Here is a 19351-nt window from a genome sequence, read left to right as displayed (position 1 = left end):
GACTTATAATATTTCTTTTGCATATTGAATAAAAGACTGAATACCATAACATTCTCTCATCAAAATACCCCATGCATAAAATTTTATGTCTTATATTATCACCACACCTCAAGCGATGATGTTTTTACAGCACAACAGAATAAGCATTCATGCCAATTTAAAAAAAGTCAGCCCCTTCTTCGCTGTGGACGCTCCATTTATTTTAGATGATGTACATTTAATATACCTGCTATAAAGACTAGTATCTGGTATAAATTCTTAAAGGCATGTTTTTCCTCTAAAATCTCAATGCTACAGCAGCTCCATTATAAGACAAGATATTGATTTATAAAGACAATTAATTGTTTTCCATGTTAAATGAGAATCCAGAATATCGTCAGATTCTTTCATTTTAGACCTGTTCTATGTTGAATCAACAAAAACCATATCTCTTACAAGTGACAAGGGGGAAGAGCCATAGGGATAAAAAACTATTAAGAAAGGATTAAAAATGCCTCTAATGAACTATCTCAAGTGCCAAGGGCTGGAGCAACATTGGGATCAAACAAAGAATATGATAGTGTTGAAAAATATAACAATATCAACTTGCTCTTTTATTAAGCATAAAGATGGTCGCACCCTATAGATTTTATATTATTTCCATGGAAACTTTCTTATTATACCATTCACAAGCACCGTTGCATCAAAGATGTCGTTGCGCCCCACAAACACCATCACGAAATAGACTTGAGGGCTTAGATATCTCTTTAAAACAAGGACGTGAATTAGGAATAACAAATCCATTCTATTTTGAGTATTTTGTCGTGCATGAAGGACATGCCCGCAGTAAAAAACACAATAAAAAAAGCGTGAAACAATGCGGAATCTTCATTATTTAACAGATAGTGCTTTAGATACTTTTGAAAGACATAAAGCTAAATTAAAGAACGGCGGTACAGAGGGAAGCTGATTTCTACCCCTTTATTCTTTCCCAATGAGATTGCCTCCCCATTTCAAATATTACGCCAACAAAGATATACGCACTATATCCACTCAGATCTGGATGCTCTCTCCAATCTGACATACAAAAACTAAAAACAGCAGAAGGAAATAATAAACCGCTTTAATTTTTATCTCAAGCATATAGATTTAAACAACGAACCGCGTCATATCACCACACTTTAAAGGACAATATTCCATGAAGCTTATAGGCAATATTCATCACATACTCTTCATCATTCATGCTTTTTGCTGACTTGATAGTTATGGCGGAGTGAACGCACCCGATCCCATCCCGAACTCGGCCGTGAAACACTCCAGCGCTGATAGTACTTTGCCTTAAGGCACGGAAGAGTAAGTCGCCGCCAGATCTGCTAAATGCAAGCAAAAGACTCAATATATAAACCTTACATTACCACACCCCCAAGGAAGCTGTTTTTAAGGCATCACAGGCTGGTCTAAATATTCTCTTAATCGCCTTCCCTAAACTAAAAAATGAAGCTCTCCCTATTAACTCAGTCTGCAAACAATGCTCTGTAAATAATCCGCCTTCTCTTAGTTCTCTTCCAGCCAGCTTCCCACAGCATGCGGTTCACATCACGATACCTTAAAAAACACTGTTTTAAGAACAGCGTTTTACAGTACATCAGGATAATAATTTAAATACCAAAATGCGCTTAAAACAAGTCTACTCACTAAACGCACTATTTACCCAAATCAACTGCCCTACCTAATCATTGTCATTACTTAAAACAGCCCGTATTAATCAGATTTGAATTTATTCCTCTATTTCTTTTGCACGTCCAGATAGCTGTATAGCTCTAGAAAGATCATTAACTGCATTTAAATGTGTTTGAAGTAATTCACTATTACGCTGTAATTTTTCTTGTAAATCAGACAACAAACTTTCAACCTCATGCTCAATATCTTGATTCATATAGCGCTTCACATCACTCATGGATTTATTAAGATCACGCAAACCACGTATTTTACGCAAATTTATTTCTTCGTAATCTGGAACACCACTACTCTCTAGCATATTGCTTTCATAATCAACAACTTGAGCTAATCCTTTAACAGCAGCAACAAATTTTGTCATCGCCCAATCACGATCAATAAGGTTGTTATCAAGAACTTTTGCTTTTGCCGCAAAACTATCATCACCATATTGCACTACAGACATTTTTACTTCCCCTTCAACACTATTGTTCAATCTTACTTTCAAATGAGGGAGACTAAACAGGTTCTCTTCAATGCTGATACACTCAACCAAGCTCGTAGTGCAAACATTGCTCAAACAACAGCACGACAATCCTTCAAAGCGTATACCACTTGAACTTTCAACGCGTTCTCTCAAATATTTTTCTTGCTTTGCTCCAAAACCATCATTGCGGCTATACTAATCCATAAAAACGCTATAAACTTAAACCTTACAGCAATATCGAAACTTCCATATTTGCTCTGTCTATTTCGCCTTGCCGATTTTATCACGAGCTCATCTTCAACAGAAAATAACAATGCTTTCACGAGAACTTCAGCCACAAAAACTACCTGCCGACAAAAAACCGCAGCCTATCTTGCAGCATATTAAAGACTTAAGCCCATTAAAAATTTCAGCATTTTACCAATAGCAGCATTTTACCCTCCATAACCTTATGGCTCTCTCTGCACTAAAACTTTATACCTTCTGGCGCCCCATAAGATGGCACCAGACAAGATCAGTTTGCACCCATTCAAAAGGACACCCCCTCTCCCATGCTCTTTCTGCACACATGCAGTATTTCGCATAAAACACAAAAAGAATGCTCTTTTGAACAGATCAGCCACACAGCAATATAAAAAGACATCTTAAAATAGCTAAACAGCCATCAATCTTCCTTTTTTAAATTATCATTCGCTTTTCTTTGCAATGAACAACTATATAAGATTTTTTGAACCTTTTCAAGAGTTTCTTAGCCAATCAGTTCGATACGTCTTCAATCGCATATTCACGCGCTTGTTTTAAAGAAACATCTCTTAAGTGCACCCAAGCCTATTTCGCGCCGCGGCCCATGAATGCATGAATGGTATAATGATAAATCTCCCATGACATGTATAAAATCCATTGAGCATTTTCCATCTTTACGCTTAATAAAAGAAGCAAGCCAGCACCATCATATATTTTGCTACCCTCTTATGTTCTGATACCCTTGACACTTGAGACGGTTCATAAAAGCATGCCTTTCTTGTACAATTTCTCTGCGCATAGGAGCTCCCTGCTTGTAACTGCAAAAGACATTGTTTTAGTTAATTCACCATGAAACAGATTTGGAATGAAAAAATTTCCAGTATTCAGGGCTCTAATTCAAGTTGAATAACGATAGATTATCATTATAAATCAAAATATTATCCAATGTATAATGCTTAACGCTCCCCCATTGATATTTTCAGAATTTTCACAGCATCTTCTTACAGATTATTTCATTCCATAGCACAGTTTGCTCTTAATATCGCGACTTTACCTGCGCTACTAGTATAAAAACAGAGAAACAATCATTTTATAATCAAGGTACAATTTTTGTTTACGATCTTTCTCTCGTTTTCAACCTTTTAAATGCGGCTCTTCTCTTTCATAATCATCACATTTCAAATCTATTCCATGTTGAATAAATTAAAATCACTTGCTTGCACATCACAAACAACGCCCTGATGTGTTGATAAAATACGCTGAAAGAAAAAGACTTCTTATGAACCTTAGCAAATGCCAAGAACTATAATAAACATTGGAAGCAAGCGTACGATGATTGTGACTTGCTCTTTCATAAGTATAAAGATGATAGCATTTTATAGATTTTTATATTATTCAAAGTTTATATTATTTCATGAGAGCTTTACTGTTATACTATTCACATTTACCGTTATACCATTTACGAATGTCATCGTAAAATGTCTTTCGTGTGCGTTAAGAGATATTTCTTTAAAACAAGTACATAAATATGCAATACAAATATACTAATATACAACATAAGTATATTTCTTTTGGAGCGTTCTTTACTTTTGTGCAAAACATGCCCCATTAGAGCAGCATTAACCAATCTTGCTATGAGATAAACGATCAGAAAACATTTTTGTCTTCCGCCGCTCACCTTAAAGAACTAAGATCTTAACTCAATCGGCTCTGTACGCAGTCCGAATCTTTGTCAAACGCTCTTCTCTTGACTTTCCCCTCATCTGATTCACTTAAACGAAAGGCTCAACAAATAAACCTACGAATATTCATCGTACACTAAAAAATACTTAAACGTTCCAAGAAAACGTATATGTCTTATATTACCGTTATAAATGACAGTGCTTTATAGCATAACAGGATAAAAAAGTTTCCAGCAACACAAAACTTACAAAATCAATCAATAGTCCTTTTAAAGCTTTCTTTTTTTAGGATTCACAATACTCCAACTCCTTAAGCTTTTATAAAAAAAGAAACAATTTTAAGCTTGCCGAATATGTTGTATCAGCAATATATTACAGATTGTAACATATTGTTATTCATAAAATCACCTCAAAAAGAACAGAAAGAGGTTTTTATGGCTGATCTCGTAAAAGCCGCTATGCTTTATTCAACCTTGATTATCACCATCAATGCTTTTGTTGTTATTTTAGTTCTCGTAATAGAAATATACTAAGCATACTCTCTTGGCTTATTGTAATCTGTGCAAATAAGCATCTTAATTTCACATAAGATCAAAGAAAAATTTTAATTCTACAGATAAACCACACACCCAATTTCAAACATCGCTTGCAACTATTTGAGGTGTAAACTCTGCTTTTTGTATGCATTTTTAACCATCATTGTCCATCTTTTCACGCTATCTTGAATCTCAACTTCATCCCCAGCTTAAAAAACGAAATTTTCTACCAGATCCGATCTGTAAATAATTTGTCTCCTTATTGAGTAAGTTCCTTTTGCTTCCCCCTTCAGGGCATCTCACAATCCTAAAGGATAATATTTCATGAAGCTTATGATAAATCCATTGAACACCATCTTTACCCTTATGAGAGAATAAACCAGCAGCATCACACACTTTTCCAGCCCCAAATGTTGCAATAACCTTTAGCACTTGAGATCGTTTATAAGAGGCATTTTTACTTCTTTCTCCAACAGTTTTTATCTACACGGCTCTCCCCGCTTGTACCATGCAAGAAGATGGTTTTAATTAATTCAACCGAAAACAGATTTGGAATAAGAGAAGCTTACTATATTCGAGATCCTTATTCAGCATAAAATAATTAAATCATTTTTATAAATCAAAGTGTTATTTAGAAAAATATTCATCACACGCTCGAGAACAAAAAACACCTCATACGTAAAGTTTTATATGAGCTCCACCGCTCAACATGATAATATCACGACACAATCAAGATAAAAAAATAACAAGGAAAACCCTTGTAAACTCAGAAAAGAGAGAGGAGAAAAATGAAAAGATGTGGAGAGCGCTCAATTCCTCACACATCCGGCAAAACCGTCCTAGCAAAACTGTCTCACAACTTAACTAATGTTATAATATTCTCAAATCAAAAGAAATTTTTTAAAAATAGTTTGAGAAAAACATTTGAGTATGAAACGATAATAATTCTATTCAGAATGTTTTTCTCTTTATTAAAACAGAGAAAGTAATTTCCAAACAAATGTTTCCTCCTAATTTTTCCGAAATTAGCCGCAACACTTAAAGACGATCTTAGTGTGATGAAACATTTATTTGTGATAAACGCAAAAAAACACCCCAAAGATAGATTTAATCTCAATATTTTAAATACATGTAACCAAAACATTAAAAAATTAGCAGTAACACATAACAACTCATTGGGAGGCAATACTATCTACAATTGAAAGCACTTTTGGGCTTAACAATGACAGTATAGCATCCGTTTACACAAAGAGTACTGATCGTAAACGACTAATTCTTGAAGCCATAAAAAGATTCTCTAAAAGTTAGAGAGAGCCTAAAAACGTAATAGAATCAAGAACTAAACAATTCCTTATTTATTGAATTGTATGTTTTTAATTAATGCCAAACATCAGTTCCATATATGCTTGTCTGGCATGTTGGCAATTTTTAGATTTCTCCATAGAAGATTGATCCAGCTTTTCACATTTTTTTGCCCACTCTTCGAGTAATGTTTTATCTTTCTTAAATTTAGTTTTTTTCGCAACCAGCAACAACAAGTCCAGTACAAACCAGTAATGCTGTAATAATGACTTTATTCATGATTTAATTCCCTTCCTTTTTCTCTTTAGTTTTTTTCTCGTCATCATGTACAAAGCTTGAACCAGGCCAATCTCGGGCATGAACTTCACGATACGCTTTATCTGCGTTTTTACAATTTTGAGAATCTAAATCCTCTGATATCATGCATTTCATTGCCCATTGCTCGAGTAATTTGGGATCCTTCTTAAATTCCGATACGCTATAAGTTTTTTCACAACCAGTAACAGCAAGTCCCACGCAAAGCAGTAGCGCTGTTATAATGATCTTGTTCATGATTTAACCCCTCTCTTTGTTTTATATTTTATTAACAATATCTTTGGATTCACATCCCCTCCTATATTGTGACCTTGCGTCTAATTTTCCTTTGCAAATACGTACACTTCCAACGCAAACATGTTAAATCATAAGAGCCTCTTTCATTTATCAGACTTGCATTTGTAACATTATCTGCACGGCAGCTCTTTGTATTTGAAGTGTTAAAACTTCAGTAAAAATTCTGATATCTTGACATTCTCAAAAAGCTTTTTAATCATTTCTTTTCCTTCAAGAACCTCTTGGTAACGAGAAACAGTACGAATATCTTACCCAAAATTCGTTATGCCTATACCCATTGCAAATTCCCTGCAAACGAAAGAATACAGCTTTTAGTCAACTAATTGCACTCTTATCATTTCTAAACCACCGGAAAAGAAAGAAAGCTTTAAGTCCCCCTGTATTTTTTAAAAGCCAATAGAAATGCTAAACAAGCAATCTTATACATTCCAATTAAATAAAAAAGCCTATTGTCTTGCATATCATTACGACTGGCATTAACTATTTAAGACTATAAAATCATATAAATGTAAGAAATATTGTCTATAGTATACTCAATGACTTCTTTTGTTTATTAGGAATAACTTATAGCGCGTCAATATCAGTAAATTTTACTTATTTTTATCCCCCCTTTATAAACATGAATATAATTTAATAAAATGGATTGCTGCATAACAGAAAAAAATAATCAACGCTACTCTTAATTATATTATTTACCTATGTATTAAGTAAAATAAACAAAAATAACCTGATGTTTAAATTCATTATCAAGATAATTTTTATGGAAGAATAAACTTATCTATTCATCTAGAGATATAAGATGACAAGTAGTATGATGATTATCACATTTATAGGGAAAAATTTGAAATGGAGAATTTTTCGCAAACTCATAGCTCTTTCATGAGACGATACAGAACCTTATGAAAAACAACTTAAATGAAGCAACTATCGTGAAAAAAGAAGAGCGCTTTTATTATTAACTTCGTATAAAAACAATCGATATCATCTCTAGAAAAAGCACTCAAACCAACGAAATTATCGTATCATTTTTTACACTTTTCCGTATTTTTGTGAAAGCAATTCGCGGACCTCATCAGCTATTTTAGTTCCACGACTTGCACAACTGACCTTAATCAACCGATGCAAACTTTCTGGTATATCAATCGTGAGGCGCTTCATCCCTCCACTCATGCTCCCTTTGTGGCTTCCTACCCATGCATCCGCTGTTAAAGGAATTGATTTATTCGTTGGTTTTGTGCCGATTTTAATTTTTTTATTCATCGCGCTAACTCCTTGATTTCCGCTGCAACCGCTTCAATCTCTGCTGCTGCTGGTCCTTGCTTATCAACTTCATAAACCGCCTTCCCCTGTGCTACTGCTTCTGCAAAAATCACGCGCTGCGCAACGCTAGAAGAAAGAACATGCACGGGGTATATGCCAAGAGCTTCGTTCACATCACGCCCTATCGCTGTATTGACGATTTTACGATTAATAACAAAAGCAGATTTGAGATTTTCTTTATAAACACGTGCTTCGTCAATCAGCTTTACAATTCCATCCGCTGCCCAAATATCATAGGGACTAGGCAAAACAGGTATAAGCACCAAATCCGAAGCCATAAGAGCACTACGAGCAAGATCAGTTACACGCGGAGGACCATCGATAATAATATGATCATAACCATGACCAATCTGTGTAATCTCTTTGTGAACCGTTGCACGCGGTAAACCAATAACCGAAAACAAAGGTGCATCTTCACGCGCAGCAGCCCAATCCAATGCGCTTCCCTGTGGATCAACATCAATAAGCAATACCCGTGCACCGGTCCGAGCAAAACTGGCCGCAAGATTAACACTCAATGTCGTTTTTCCGACACCTCCCTTTTGATTCAAAAGTCCAATGATCATTTATTACGCCTTTCAGCATTATCGTTTTTACGATTATACAGAAAGTAATAAAAGAAACAAGCATCCAATACGTGCAAAATAACCATTTCTCCCATTTTCAGGATAAATAACAATAGCCCGCAATTTATTATAATATTCTTTTAACATGAGCAAAACATTATGAAGATGATATTCTTGAAAATAACAAAAATAAATCTAAACAAAAGACACGCTCTTCTTCTCCCGCCCTAAAACGAAGATTCTTAAATCCATGTCGATCTGTGAACAATGCTATGTAAATGATCCAGTTTCTTATCTCGCGCCTGCCATTTGGGCTTCTCCCTTCATGCAATCCACTTAATGCAACTCTACAAATAAGCTCCACTCTGAATATACAACAAACTATAAGAAGCATTCATTGTTTTGTACGTTGAATGAGAGAGCCTAAATCAGGAAGATTCTCTCATTTCATGCCCTCTGATATTAAATTAATCAAAATCATGTCTCTTGTACGTTACAAGCGGGGCTAGCGTGTGAGTAAAAACTGTACAAGAAAGGATTAAAATGCTTCTTATGCAGAATCTCAAGTACCAAGAACTATTACAATATTGGGGGTTGGAAAATATAATAATGGTGCCGACTTCCTGCTTCATAAGTGTAAAAAGGGTGGTGATCCATGAATTTTATACTCTTTGACTCTCGACAGAGTAAAATGGGCTTAAGAAAAGTAAGGATACCTCTAGCAAGCGCGTAAACAAACAACACAATGAAATGTCTATGCTGAGTAAACACTATAGATTATCCATAAAGACCAAACATCCATCTTTTATAAGATCGCATAACGAACATGTTGCGGAATGAGATATTTTGCATCTTACAGCTCATTTTTCCCAAATAGATCTTCTCGACAAAAAGAATATTTTTGTTAAGATGCCACTGAAAAACTTACCTTCATTATGTTCTTTCTATATACTAGACCAGAGGGCATCGTGAAGATCGTGCAATTGGGAATAAACAAAAATGAATTTACAACAAATTGAACCTGATATTTTTATCAGCGCCCAAATTAGCATAGAAAATATCAAAACATTGGCACAAGCTGGTTTTAAAACAATTATCTGTAACCGCCCCGATCACGAAGAGCTCCATCAACCTGACTTTTCTAGCATTAAAACGGTCGCAAATGAATATGGCATAAAAGCCTATCACATTCCCATTTCTCCTCCAACTATAGAAAAGTCAGCTGTTGAAGCCATGCAAACAATTTTAAAAACAGCCTCTCTGCCTCTTCTTGCCTATTGTCATCACGGAGCACGCTCGCTGCATCTTTATCGTTTAGCGCGTCTTTAAACAGAGGGTTCACACACTTCCTCCGCACCTTAAAAGACGAAGATTCTTAAATACACATCGATTTGTAAAAAACAATCTGTCAATAATCTTTGTCTTGCACCTTTCCCTTGGCTTGCCACTTCATAAAACTCTACAAACAAGCTTTGCTCCTCAATATACAACGAGCATACACACCCGAAGCCATAAAAATGCGTGAAAATTCATATGATGATCAAGAAAATTTATTTTTACCCCACCTTTTATCACTGCTCCACTTTCTTTTTCTCTTCCTTTACCAATACGAGCTCATTCGTACGCCACAGACACCTAAAACGACAGTAAAACCACTAAGAAAACCCCATATTCCGAATAAAAGGCATGCAGAGTATTTTATAAAAAAAGCCGTAAGCCATAATCTATGGTTAACTACAACATATTGATTTATAACAATTAATTGTTTTGCACGTTGAGTAAGAAATCCTAATGCCGTAAGATTCTCTCAAGTCTATTTATAGTGAAGCAATCAAAAGCGTGTTTCTTGCATGTCACAAGCAGGAAGTATTCGTGTGAAATAAAACGAGTTAAGAACAAACTCTCATAAACGCTCTCAAATAGCCAAGACTGTACAACACTGAAGGCTTGTCAATATAACTGGTGGTGTCGGATTGCTCTTTTATTAGGCATAAAGACGATAGCGCTCAACGAAACATGCATGATACCATTCATGAGAGCCATCATGAAAATAAATATGAGAAGCGTTGAGAGATATTTCTTTAAAAGAAGTGCATAAATTAGCAAAACAAGGATATTCCAACATTTTATTTTACCTGTGAGATCTGATATCCTATTCAAAGAACAACAAAAGCCTGAAACTGTTATTTTCATGATTTAAGAGATATTGCTCTGGACGCTTTTGAAAGTAGCAAAGCCGAATTTAAAAAAGACAGTCATCTGGACTGATTTTTCCCTTGATAACTTCATATTTTCCCCAATAAGGCTGCAGATTGATTTCAGAGAATACGCAAATGGATAATGCAATAGGGCTCTCCTCATCTAGCATACAAAAGCTGTAACAGTAGAGAGAGCATTAAAGCGCCTTAATCTTTATCTCAAACATACTGCTCGCATTGAGGAACACTAAAGAAAAAGTTTTATGAGAAAAACAACACCATAAAGTCATGAATAGGCCGAACATAGATTGGAAAGATGTTCTAACTTTTATCCAATACTTCTATCAAAAAACAACAAAACATTATTGGCTTTGTGTTTTCATATCCTTACAAGACTGCCTTTTCTTTGCATTATAGGCTTTACATTTGTGAAGGACAAAGGAAATATATGGATAGTTCTTAGCTTGAGAATCTAAAAGATTGACGTATTACGACAACAAAATTGTGCCTTTATCCATCAAAAGCATTAGAAATTTTGAAACAAATACACCTGCTTCTCGCAATGATTTCTTTTTATCTGCAATCACTCGCAGTCTCCTTAATATGCATTCCCCATCACAATATACAAGAGAAAGGAGAGTTAAAGCATCTTCCAGCAGCTTCATTCTCTTTTACGTGATTGGTTAGCACGAAAACTGCTGCTAACCACTGATCTTCTTCACGAGACTTGACAAACAAACCTTTTTTAAAAATATTCATCACATAATACAAAATATCACATGCGTAAGGTTACACAAACCAACTCTCATCATAAACGATGATACGGCATAAATGACATAATAAGCCAAATTAGAAAAAAGAAACAATAACCTTTTAAAATAAAAAAAGTCATCAATTAAATTTTATCAAACTATAAGCTTAAAATCGCAAGAAATTTTAAAAACAGCCTTTCTCCTTCTTCACGTCTATTATTGCTAAATAGGCTGGTTGCTTATTCTTTACTGCATCTTTTATGACGAGTTTTAACGGATCAGAAAGAAACAAGCAGTAAAGTTTTGAATGACAACAAAAACCATAAAGTTAACTTTGAAAAAAATGATGCCAAAATCAGATCTTCAGATATTCGATTCTCCCTCTCAACAACGGAAAAAACATATATTCCACGATGTTTTGGAATATATCTTTGTGATTATAATCACTTTAAGTGCTATTTTTACAGCTCTTCTCTCTTTTTCAGATCAGTTTAGGACATATTTTTAAAAGTAAGCAGCCTATCCAACGTTGATAATGGTTGTACTGTCTTTAAAACTTCTTTTGCTTTTTTTTCATCACGATGCATTTGCGCAATCAAAGGTTCAAGCCCATCAAATTTTTCTTGTCCTCGCAAAAACTGGAAAAAAGAAACGATACAGCTTTCCCCATAAAGGTCGTCGTTAAAGTCAAACAAATAGGTTTCCAAAAGGGGCGCCCCATCCTTAACAACCGTTGGACGACAACCAAAGCTTGCAACACCATCATACAAAACACCGTTCGCACGACGCAAACGTACCGCATAAACACCATGAGCCAAACGAACTTGGGGAGGCAACATTTGATTAGCGGTAGGAAATCCCAAAAGACGTCCAAGTTTTTCACCTTGAATAATATTGGAGCGTATCCGATAGTGATACCCTAACAAATGGGCTGCTTTGTCCACTTCCCCTTGTGAGAGAAGTTGCCGAATAAAACTCGAGGAAATGATCAAAGATTGTGACTCTTGAGGACGAGCAACGCAAGGAACTTGCACAACCTCAAATCCATATTTCTCTCCCCTTTGGCAAAGAAGATGTACATTTCCACTTTTCTGATGACCAAATTGAAAATTTTCGCCTGTCACCACAACTGAAACATCAAAAACTTCCTTTAAAAACGACTTAATAAATTCGTCCGCTGAAAGAGCGGCAAACTGTGCATCAAAGGGCTGTTCAATCACGCCGTCAAAACCAAGGGTTTTAAAAATTTCAGCTTTTTCAGCTGCCTCTGTCAAACGATAGACAGGAGCTGAATGTTGAAAAAAACTTCTTGGATGGGGTTCAAACGTTAAAACAACAGATGGTTTCTTTTTTATACGCGCGAAATCAAGTGCTTTTTGCAACACCACCTGATGCCCACAATGAACACCATCAAAATTTCCAAGTGCCAACACTGCTTCCCGCCAAGCCGAGGGAAACATATGAATTCCCTGAAGACGCAAAAAATTAGTCATTACTGAAGTGCCCACATGATTGCTTGTGGTTTATAACCATGATGTTCAAGAAAAGAATGCAAAGCTTGCTTATCAACCACACCCTTTTGCGTATAATCATAATGATGAATCCCCCCCATAATATAAAGGGCATCAAGACCAAAGTGAGCCGCCCCCTTAATATCCGTTAAAAGACCATCACCAATCGCTAAAACTTTACTTTTTTCTACTGTTCCCCGTATTTTTTGAAGTTTTTCAAAGGCACATTCATAAATAGGCGCGTGAGGTTTTCCAGCAATGCGCACTTCCCCCCCTAATTGTTGATAAAGACGAGCCAATGCACCAGCGCACCAAAATTCTTTATTTCCATAATGGACAATCACATCTGGGTTCGCACAAATAAAAGGTAAATTCCGCGACCGCATGCGACGAAACATCTCCTCATAAGCAGAGGGTTCTTCGTCAAAATCTTCAAGAAAACCGCTACAGACGACAACAGAAGCCTCCCATTCTTCAACAAATTCACACTCTAACCCTTCAAACAGCACCAAATCACGTTGTGAACCAATGAAAAAAACTTTACGTGGAGCAGTCTGAATAAGATCGCGCGTTACATCCCCTGAAGTGATAATGGCATCATAATAGTCGCTATGAACATTCATGCTTTGTAATTGAGCAGCAACATCTTCCCGTAGCCGAGGAGAATTGGTTAATAAAATGACAGTTTTTCCCATTTGTCGGATTTTATACAACGCCTTCAACGCTGGTTCAAATGCATGTACACCGTTATGCACAACACCCCACACATCACAAAAAACAGCATCATAATGCGCTATAATAGTCTCAATATGGGTAAGTTCATTCATGGAGCACCTATCTCTATTTGTCATTTAAAGCTGTCTTTTACTTCAAAACTACTTACCGAAAGATAATACTTGTGTCATCTGCTTTCTCAAACCATATCCCAACTTTTTATCGTCTATAGAGATCATAAGAAATGATAAAATAACTAAGTTATCATTAAGTTGTGCAAAATTCTAAAATGCTTGATAGCAAAAGCTTATCATTCCCCAATGCTCATTTTTCTCATAAAAATTTTAATTCTAACAACAACGACGTTGATAGAGTTTTTTATCTAAAATACTCAAATTCTTCACTGAGAAAATAAACGTATCCCCCTCTTAAAAACATGCATCATGAGAAAGCCCAATATATTTTCTTATTTCAAATTTGTTTATATTGAATCAATCAAAACCTTTTCGCTTACACATTATAAGCAGAGAGCGTACAGATAAAAACACGTGAAGAAAGAAAAAATAGCTCTTATGCTCCCTTTCAAGGCAAAAACTGTCGTAATATTTTGAACTGGCAGAGAGTATGTGCCGTCCGAGCATCTTTTTTTCAGTAAAGATAGCAATATAGCTTTTATCCCATTCATAGAGGCTTTTACGCTACATACTTTACGAAGCACCATTGTAAAATAGGCGCTAACATTGAGAAATATCTTCTAAAACAAACATGTGAACATACAACAATAAGATCTATAATGTTTTGAGTTTATTTTGCATAAGGGCTCTTTACTCATAAAAGCTTTCCCCTATCATCATGATATCTCAGACGCATCAAAACAAGTCATTTTGATTATTGGTTAAGGACAGCACCGTAAGCGGTGACTTGAGCTTAAAAACCAAGCTTTACCTTCGTAAAATGCATATCTGATGTCATGAGTTGAGTAAGCAAACCTTAAAACTTTGAAAGGCAAACAACCTCCTATTTAAAAAAATCTATCCGTCTCAAGAAAAACTATTTTTATTGCCAATCTCCTAAAATTACTTTATGAATCGAAAAATGTTTTGATCGCATACGCAACGATCAAAAGGGGTCTTGAAAACCCGAAACCCTAGCGTAAAAATAAACCCACTATGTGGGTATCCCGGAATTCCGGGAGATTTTGCTATGTCCAGGTGCTCCAAGCACTAAAAGCAAAATGCTGACTAGGGTTCAGTGTTTTCAAGCTCCCGGAATACCAATGCGAGGGCGCTCGCACCTGGAGGGGGAAAATGCAAGCTCAAAATCTTAATATTGATCTTTTTGTAGGCAAAAAAATTCGCTTTAGGCGAAAAGTGCTAAAAATGTCTCAAAAAACATTAGGGCATCATTTAGGTGTCACTTTCCAACAAATCCAGAAATATGAAAAAGGCTTAAATCGCGTGAGCGCAGGACGTTTAAAGGAAATTTCCGATATTTTGAATGTTCCACTTGCCTTTTTTTACACTGATATCATCAAAAAAGACAACACCCCGTACCATTATGATGAAATCGCCTCGAGCAAAGAGGAATATTTGCTTTTAAAAAGTTTTAGAGTCCTCACATCTGTCAAGCAGAAAGCGATTTTAAACTTAATTTGTGATTAAAATTAAAACGCTTTAAAAGCATAGCTATAAAGTGCTACACACCCTATTCTTGTCTTTCTCCCCACACCCCAAAAGGATGCCCCCCTCCTCAAACCGGTTGATAAACGATCCGCCTTCTCAAAAATAGCTCCTTCTCAGATTCCCATTTCATATGGTTCCTTTCACAAAATTATATAAACAAGCCCTCCCTTGAATATTCATCACACTCTCTTATCAAAACACCCCATGTATAAAGTTTTATGTCTTATATCACCACACCCGCAAACAATAGCGTTTTACAGCACAACAGAATAAGTATTTATCTGTATTTAAAGAGTGGCCCCCTTTTCGCTATGGACGCTCTATTTATTTTAAATGATGTACATTTAATATACCTGCTATTAAAGACTTAGTATCTGTTATAAAGTCTTAAAGGCATATTTTCCCTCTAAAATCTCAATGCTACACCAACTCTATCATAAGGCAAAACATTGATTTATAATGATAATTCACTGTTTTGTATGTTGATTGAGAGGCTCGAATAACGTAAGATTCTCTCATTTCAAACCTGCTTATCTTGAATCAATCAAAATCATTCCCTTGCACGTCAAAAGCGGGATGAATGTGTGGATCAAATTTGTATAAGAAAGGATTAAAAAATGGCTCTTATGAACCGTCTTAATGCAAGATCTGTCGCAACATTGGGGGCTGGCAAATATAATGATGGCGCCGGCTTGCTTCTTCATAAGCGTAAAGATGGGGGGCTCAATGGATTTACCCTTATACCCTTTACGAACAGCGTCGCAAAATAGGCTTGGATACCTTGAGAGATATTTCTATAAGACAATGCTATCCAATTCTCTCATGATTATAATCCTCAATCTGATAAAGTTGAAACAAACAATAGGATTGCGAATATGATTTGGGGAGCTCATCTAAAAGATGAAAAATGATAAAAAATTCCGCTATAACAATTGAAGAAGCGAGCATTCGTTGAGCCGTAACTTCTTTATTTTAGAATTTTTATATCACACTTTACTGTTGAGTAATATATATTTATTAAAATACATGACCACGGTCTAGAGCATCAAGCTTTGGCGAGAAAAACATTTCAGTATCTGCTTGTAAGACATTTTGACAATTTTTAGATTCCTTAACAAATTGTCCTGAAAGAAAACACTTCGTTCCCCATTCTTCTCTTAATTTTGCATCTTTTTTTCAATCTTCTACGCTATAGTTTTTTTTCACACCCCAAGACGAATAATAGAGCCATGCATAATAAAATAATTTTTTTTCATTTTATCCCTCTTTAAATACCTTATCTGTTAATATTATCCCCCCAAATGAGGGTTGAATTTTCACACTGTATGAGAATACAACCTCACTATCCACTTGCTTGCTTTCAAAGTGAACACTCTGAGTAAAGTAACGCAAGAAGAGCTCACAATAGCCATCGTATGAGTTTGTCATAAAATACAATAAGAAGGGAAAGAGCCCAAACTGAATACAAATGATGAAATCAGAAGGCGCATTAATGCTTTTGTTCAACTGATTTCAAATAGTTACATTGCAATAGGCATCGCCCCTAGCCCTATAGAAAGCCTATGAGCATTATAAGACTTAAGTCTCACGATCATTAAACCACAAAGCCATAACAAAAAAGTATGAGCTCTTTTTACCTATTTATATGTTGATTATTGTTCCCCATCGAAGGCCTAAATAGAAACGTTTTGTGATATATAGAAAACAATCAGCAATGCAAATCATTTTTACGAAGATTTCTTCGTGTAGAGTCTATTTGAAATCCATCCATCATTTGGAAGTCTGAATTTAAAAGCAGATAATTATGAAAGCTTTTCAAGGAAGGCAACAGATTGATCACTTTTAAAGAAGTAAAAAACGTGATCCAATCCTGAAGACAAAATTCTGATGAAAAAACTTTTGCTATGAATTCTTTTAAGGCATTGTGAAAGATTCTATCCATTATATTAAACGTTACACCATTTTTGGGGCTGTTCATTTTTTACTTTTATCAACACCGCTCTAGAAATCCGTTTCTTGAGCGTTTTTTATCGCCTCACTTTCTCCTTCAAACACAAATACTCAAAAATGCTTTGCCACCAACAATGACATTTTCCCGCTTTTATAAAACACATAAGTAAAAATAGAGAAGCGATTTTGAAAGCAACCCTCCCTTGAAAAGGGAAGTACCATCCATTTACTTCATAAACGAAAATAATCTCACCGTTTATTCAAATTTGCTCTACGATTTGGTACAATTTTATTGATAAAGTTTTCTCTATAAAAATTTAAGTAAATATGTTCATTAAAACCAATCATGGACTAGCAAAGGGATTATAGGATCCATTATCTCGCCGCCATTTTAAAGGTTCAGTGAAATCACTCGACCAAAGACCAATCTTGTTGCCACGTGCTTTTTCTTCCGCATGATGATACTGGGCTGGAATAGGATTTTTCCCCTCTTTTGAGAGTACCAACATACCTTCTGTAAGACCTGCCTCAGCTAAATCAACCCCTTGAACAAAACATTGCGCATAATAAACACCATTGTGCATCAAAGCCTGTTTACAGGATAAATCCTGCCCAAGTGTTTTGGTGACAAGCCAAGCCGTTGTAACCGCACCACAGGGCCATTCTTGATCATTTAATCTTGCTTTTTGACGGGGTGCACATGTGTCCACACCATAAAGATGAATATCACGGGAGATATGTGAGCGCCAAGATTGTGCAGCAGGCGTCAGTAATTTAAATGTAACCCCACTTGTAACAGAAGCCTTACCATGAAAAACAACAGCATTATTTGCAACATCATTTAATGAAACACTCTTCTGCAAATCGAGAGCTGGTTCATTTTTTTCTAATTGCTGTTTGGTGATAGATCTACCCAACTTTTTTTCTTCTCGATAGAGATCGACAATATCTTGGATATCTTGCGTCTCAAATGTTTTAAGAATGCTGAAATCCATTTTATCTTTATATTGGCTTAATCCCCACACTGTCGCCCCCATAATGTAAATAATAACAATCAATTTAAATAGCATCTCTTAACACGCTCGCTCAAAAAATTCGTTTTTTTCCTATCATGTCAGATTATTGATCAGCAATCCCCTTGTTTTTAAAGAAAAAATCCAAATATAAGTGTTGCAGATTAACTACATTTTGTAAAGAATGATATTCTTTCTTTCATTATTTTAATATTGTTATTTTTACCAATATACACAACTTAAAATTGCCATTTTCATGTAACACAATCTCAATTTGAAAAGACTTCTGTCTCTTTACGAAGAAGAGCTTGAGAGTGAACAGATCCACGATCAAGGCTTTTAAAGCAAACAAACGAGAAGAATTAAACTGTCATCAAATGACAGCACTCTTTAGTTTGTTAGAGGCAATGGAATGTCGACATATGAACAAATATTATTTGTTAAAGAGAGGTAAAATGACAGATAATAGATTCCAAAACATCATTTTTATCGTGACCATGCTGCTTTTTACGGCAGTTTTTGTATCTGATCTTTCTTATGCTGCTTCTACTACTGGTGGAGGTGGTCTGGGAAATCTTGATGGTGTTTTAGGCAACATTGTCACAATGATGACGGGTCCAACGGCAAGGCTCATTGCAATTATATGTGTTGCTGCTGTGGGGATTGGCTGGATGTACGGCTTTATTGATTTACGCAAAGCAGCTTACTGTGTTCTGGGGATTGCTATTGTTTTTGGTGCCCCTGCTCTCGTCACTAAATTAGCGGGCACAACATAAATGAACGAAGATACTCTTTTCCTTGCCTGTACGCGCCCGGCCATGTTTGCTGGTGTTACAATGGAAGCGATGGCGCTTAATGTCATGGCAACATCCATTCTTTTCATTTTAACCAGTGATTTTACCATGTTTGGTCTTGGGATTGGGATGCACTTTATTTTGCGAGAAGTGACAAAGTACGATCACAACCAATTTCGCGTATTATTTGCATGGCTCAATACCCGAGGAAAACAAAAAAACCTCAACAGATGGGGAGGAGGTTCAACCTCCCCTTTACGCCTTATCCGCACTTATAAGGAACTAAGCTGAAGG

Annotated in this window: 14 protein-coding genes, 1 rRNA gene and 1 pseudogene; 6 read left to right on the top strand and 10 right to left on the bottom strand. The window is 35.8% G+C overall.

Translation table 11 applies throughout. The features are described 5' to 3' along the window. Nucleotides 1-1234: 1234 nt before the first annotated feature. Nucleotides 1235-1349, top strand: a 5S ribosomal RNA gene (gene rrf / locus ACFINZ_RS05320). Nucleotides 1350-1756: 407 nt separating this feature from the next. Here the strand turns inward: rrf and ACFINZ_RS05315 are convergent. The 7 genes from ACFINZ_RS05315 to parA all read right to left on the bottom strand — a co-directional run bounded on the left by ACFINZ_RS05315 (nt 1757) and on the right by parA (nt 8443). Then, nucleotides 1757-2161, bottom strand: coding sequence for a flagellar protein FlgN (locus ACFINZ_RS05315; protein ID WP_273790974.1), 405 nt, complete (start codon nt 2159-2161; stop codon nt 1757-1759). A gap of 170 nt (nt 2162-2331) precedes the next feature. Further along, nucleotides 2332-2520, bottom strand: coding sequence for a hypothetical protein (locus ACFINZ_RS05310; protein WP_375632889.1), 189 nt, complete (start codon nt 2518-2520; stop codon nt 2332-2334). A 2321-nt stretch (nt 2521-4841) separates the two neighbouring features. After that, complete coding sequence (locus ACFINZ_RS05305; protein ID WP_375632887.1) at nt 4842-5075, bottom strand: hypothetical protein; 234 nt, start codon at nt 5073-5075, stop codon at nt 4842-4844. A gap of 941 nt (nt 5076-6016) precedes the next feature. Further along, nucleotides 6017-6175, bottom strand: a complete 159-nt coding sequence (locus tag ACFINZ_RS05300) for a hypothetical protein (RefSeq protein ID WP_375632885.1) — start codon at nt 6173-6175, stop codon at nt 6017-6019. Between the two features lie 52 nt (nt 6176-6227). Then, nucleotides 6228-6497, bottom strand: coding sequence for an EexN family lipoprotein (locus ACFINZ_RS05295; protein ID WP_375701208.1), 270 nt, complete (start codon nt 6495-6497; stop codon nt 6228-6230). Between the two features lie 1089 nt (nt 6498-7586). Then, nucleotides 7587-7817, bottom strand: a complete 231-nt coding sequence (locus ACFINZ_RS05290; protein ID WP_273790969.1) for a plasmid partition protein ParG — start codon at nt 7815-7817, stop codon at nt 7587-7589. Beyond that, complete coding sequence (gene parA, locus ACFINZ_RS05285) at nt 7814-8443, bottom strand: ParA family partition ATPase (protein WP_375701207.1); 630 nt, start codon at nt 8441-8443, stop codon at nt 7814-7816. The genes ACFINZ_RS05290 and parA overlap by 4 nt, the downstream gene beginning before the upstream one ends. A 999-nt stretch (nt 8444-9442) precedes the next feature. On the opposite strand from parA, the gene ACFINZ_RS05280 reads away from it, so the two are divergent. After that, the gene (locus ACFINZ_RS05280) at nt 9443-9772 is read left to right on the top strand and encodes a TIGR01244 family sulfur transferase (RefSeq protein ID WP_375632881.1); all 330 of its coding nucleotides are present in this window, start codon (nt 9443-9445) and stop codon (nt 9770-9772) included. A gap of 2112 nt (nt 9773-11884) precedes the next feature. Here the strand turns inward: ACFINZ_RS05280 and ACFINZ_RS05275 are convergent. Together ACFINZ_RS05275 and ACFINZ_RS05270 are read right to left on the bottom strand one after the other, a co-directional pair. Continuing rightward, nucleotides 11885-12886: a bifunctional riboflavin kinase/FAD synthetase gene (locus ACFINZ_RS05275; protein WP_375680096.1), complete on the bottom strand. Its 1002-nt coding sequence runs from the start codon at nt 12884-12886 to the stop codon at nt 11885-11887. Then, a complete protein-coding gene (locus ACFINZ_RS05270) occupies nt 12886-13731 on the bottom strand; it encodes a TIGR01459 family HAD-type hydrolase (RefSeq protein ID WP_375632877.1) in 846 nt (281 codons plus the stop codon). Before ACFINZ_RS05270 ends, ACFINZ_RS05275 begins: the two co-directional genes overlap by 1 nt. 1194 nt (nt 13732-14925) lie before the next feature. Here ACFINZ_RS05270 and ACFINZ_RS05265 point away from each other — a divergent pair. Together ACFINZ_RS05265 and ACFINZ_RS05260 are read left to right on the top strand one after the other, a co-directional pair. Further along, a complete protein-coding gene (locus ACFINZ_RS05265) occupies nt 14926-15279 on the top strand; it encodes a helix-turn-helix domain-containing protein (RefSeq protein ID WP_375636854.1) in 354 nt (117 codons plus the stop codon). A 638-nt stretch (nt 15280-15917) separates the two neighbouring features. Beyond that, a pseudogene (locus ACFINZ_RS05260) lies at nt 15918-16105 on the top strand (integrase); the annotation flags it as partial. A gap of 1489 nt (nt 16106-17594) precedes the next feature. Here the strand turns inward: ACFINZ_RS05260 and ACFINZ_RS05255 are convergent. Beyond that, nucleotides 17595-18320 (bottom strand): hypothetical protein, encoded by a 726-nt coding sequence (locus ACFINZ_RS05255; RefSeq protein ID WP_375634758.1) that lies wholly within the window; start codon nt 18318-18320, stop codon nt 17595-17597. Between the two features lie 398 nt (nt 18321-18718). Here ACFINZ_RS05255 and ACFINZ_RS05250 point away from each other — a divergent pair, with 398 nt between their 5' ends. Beyond that, nucleotides 18719-19039, top strand: a complete 321-nt coding sequence (locus tag ACFINZ_RS05250; RefSeq protein WP_375634396.1) for a TrbC/VirB2 family protein — start codon at nt 18719-18721, stop codon at nt 19037-19039. Then, on the top strand, nt 19040-19348 hold the full coding sequence (locus ACFINZ_RS05245) for a type IV secretion system protein VirB3 (RefSeq protein ID WP_212112790.1): 309 nt from the start codon (nt 19040-19042) through the stop codon (nt 19346-19348). Nucleotides 19349-19351 lie beyond the last annotated feature (3 nt).

The organism is Bartonella sp. AA81SXKL (assembly GCF_042196945.1).
GTDB lineage: Bacteria > Pseudomonadota > Alphaproteobacteria > Rhizobiales > Rhizobiaceae > Bartonella.
The sequence above is the reverse complement of the archived record's forward strand: the minus strand, read 5'-3'. Positions and strand labels throughout refer to the sequence as shown.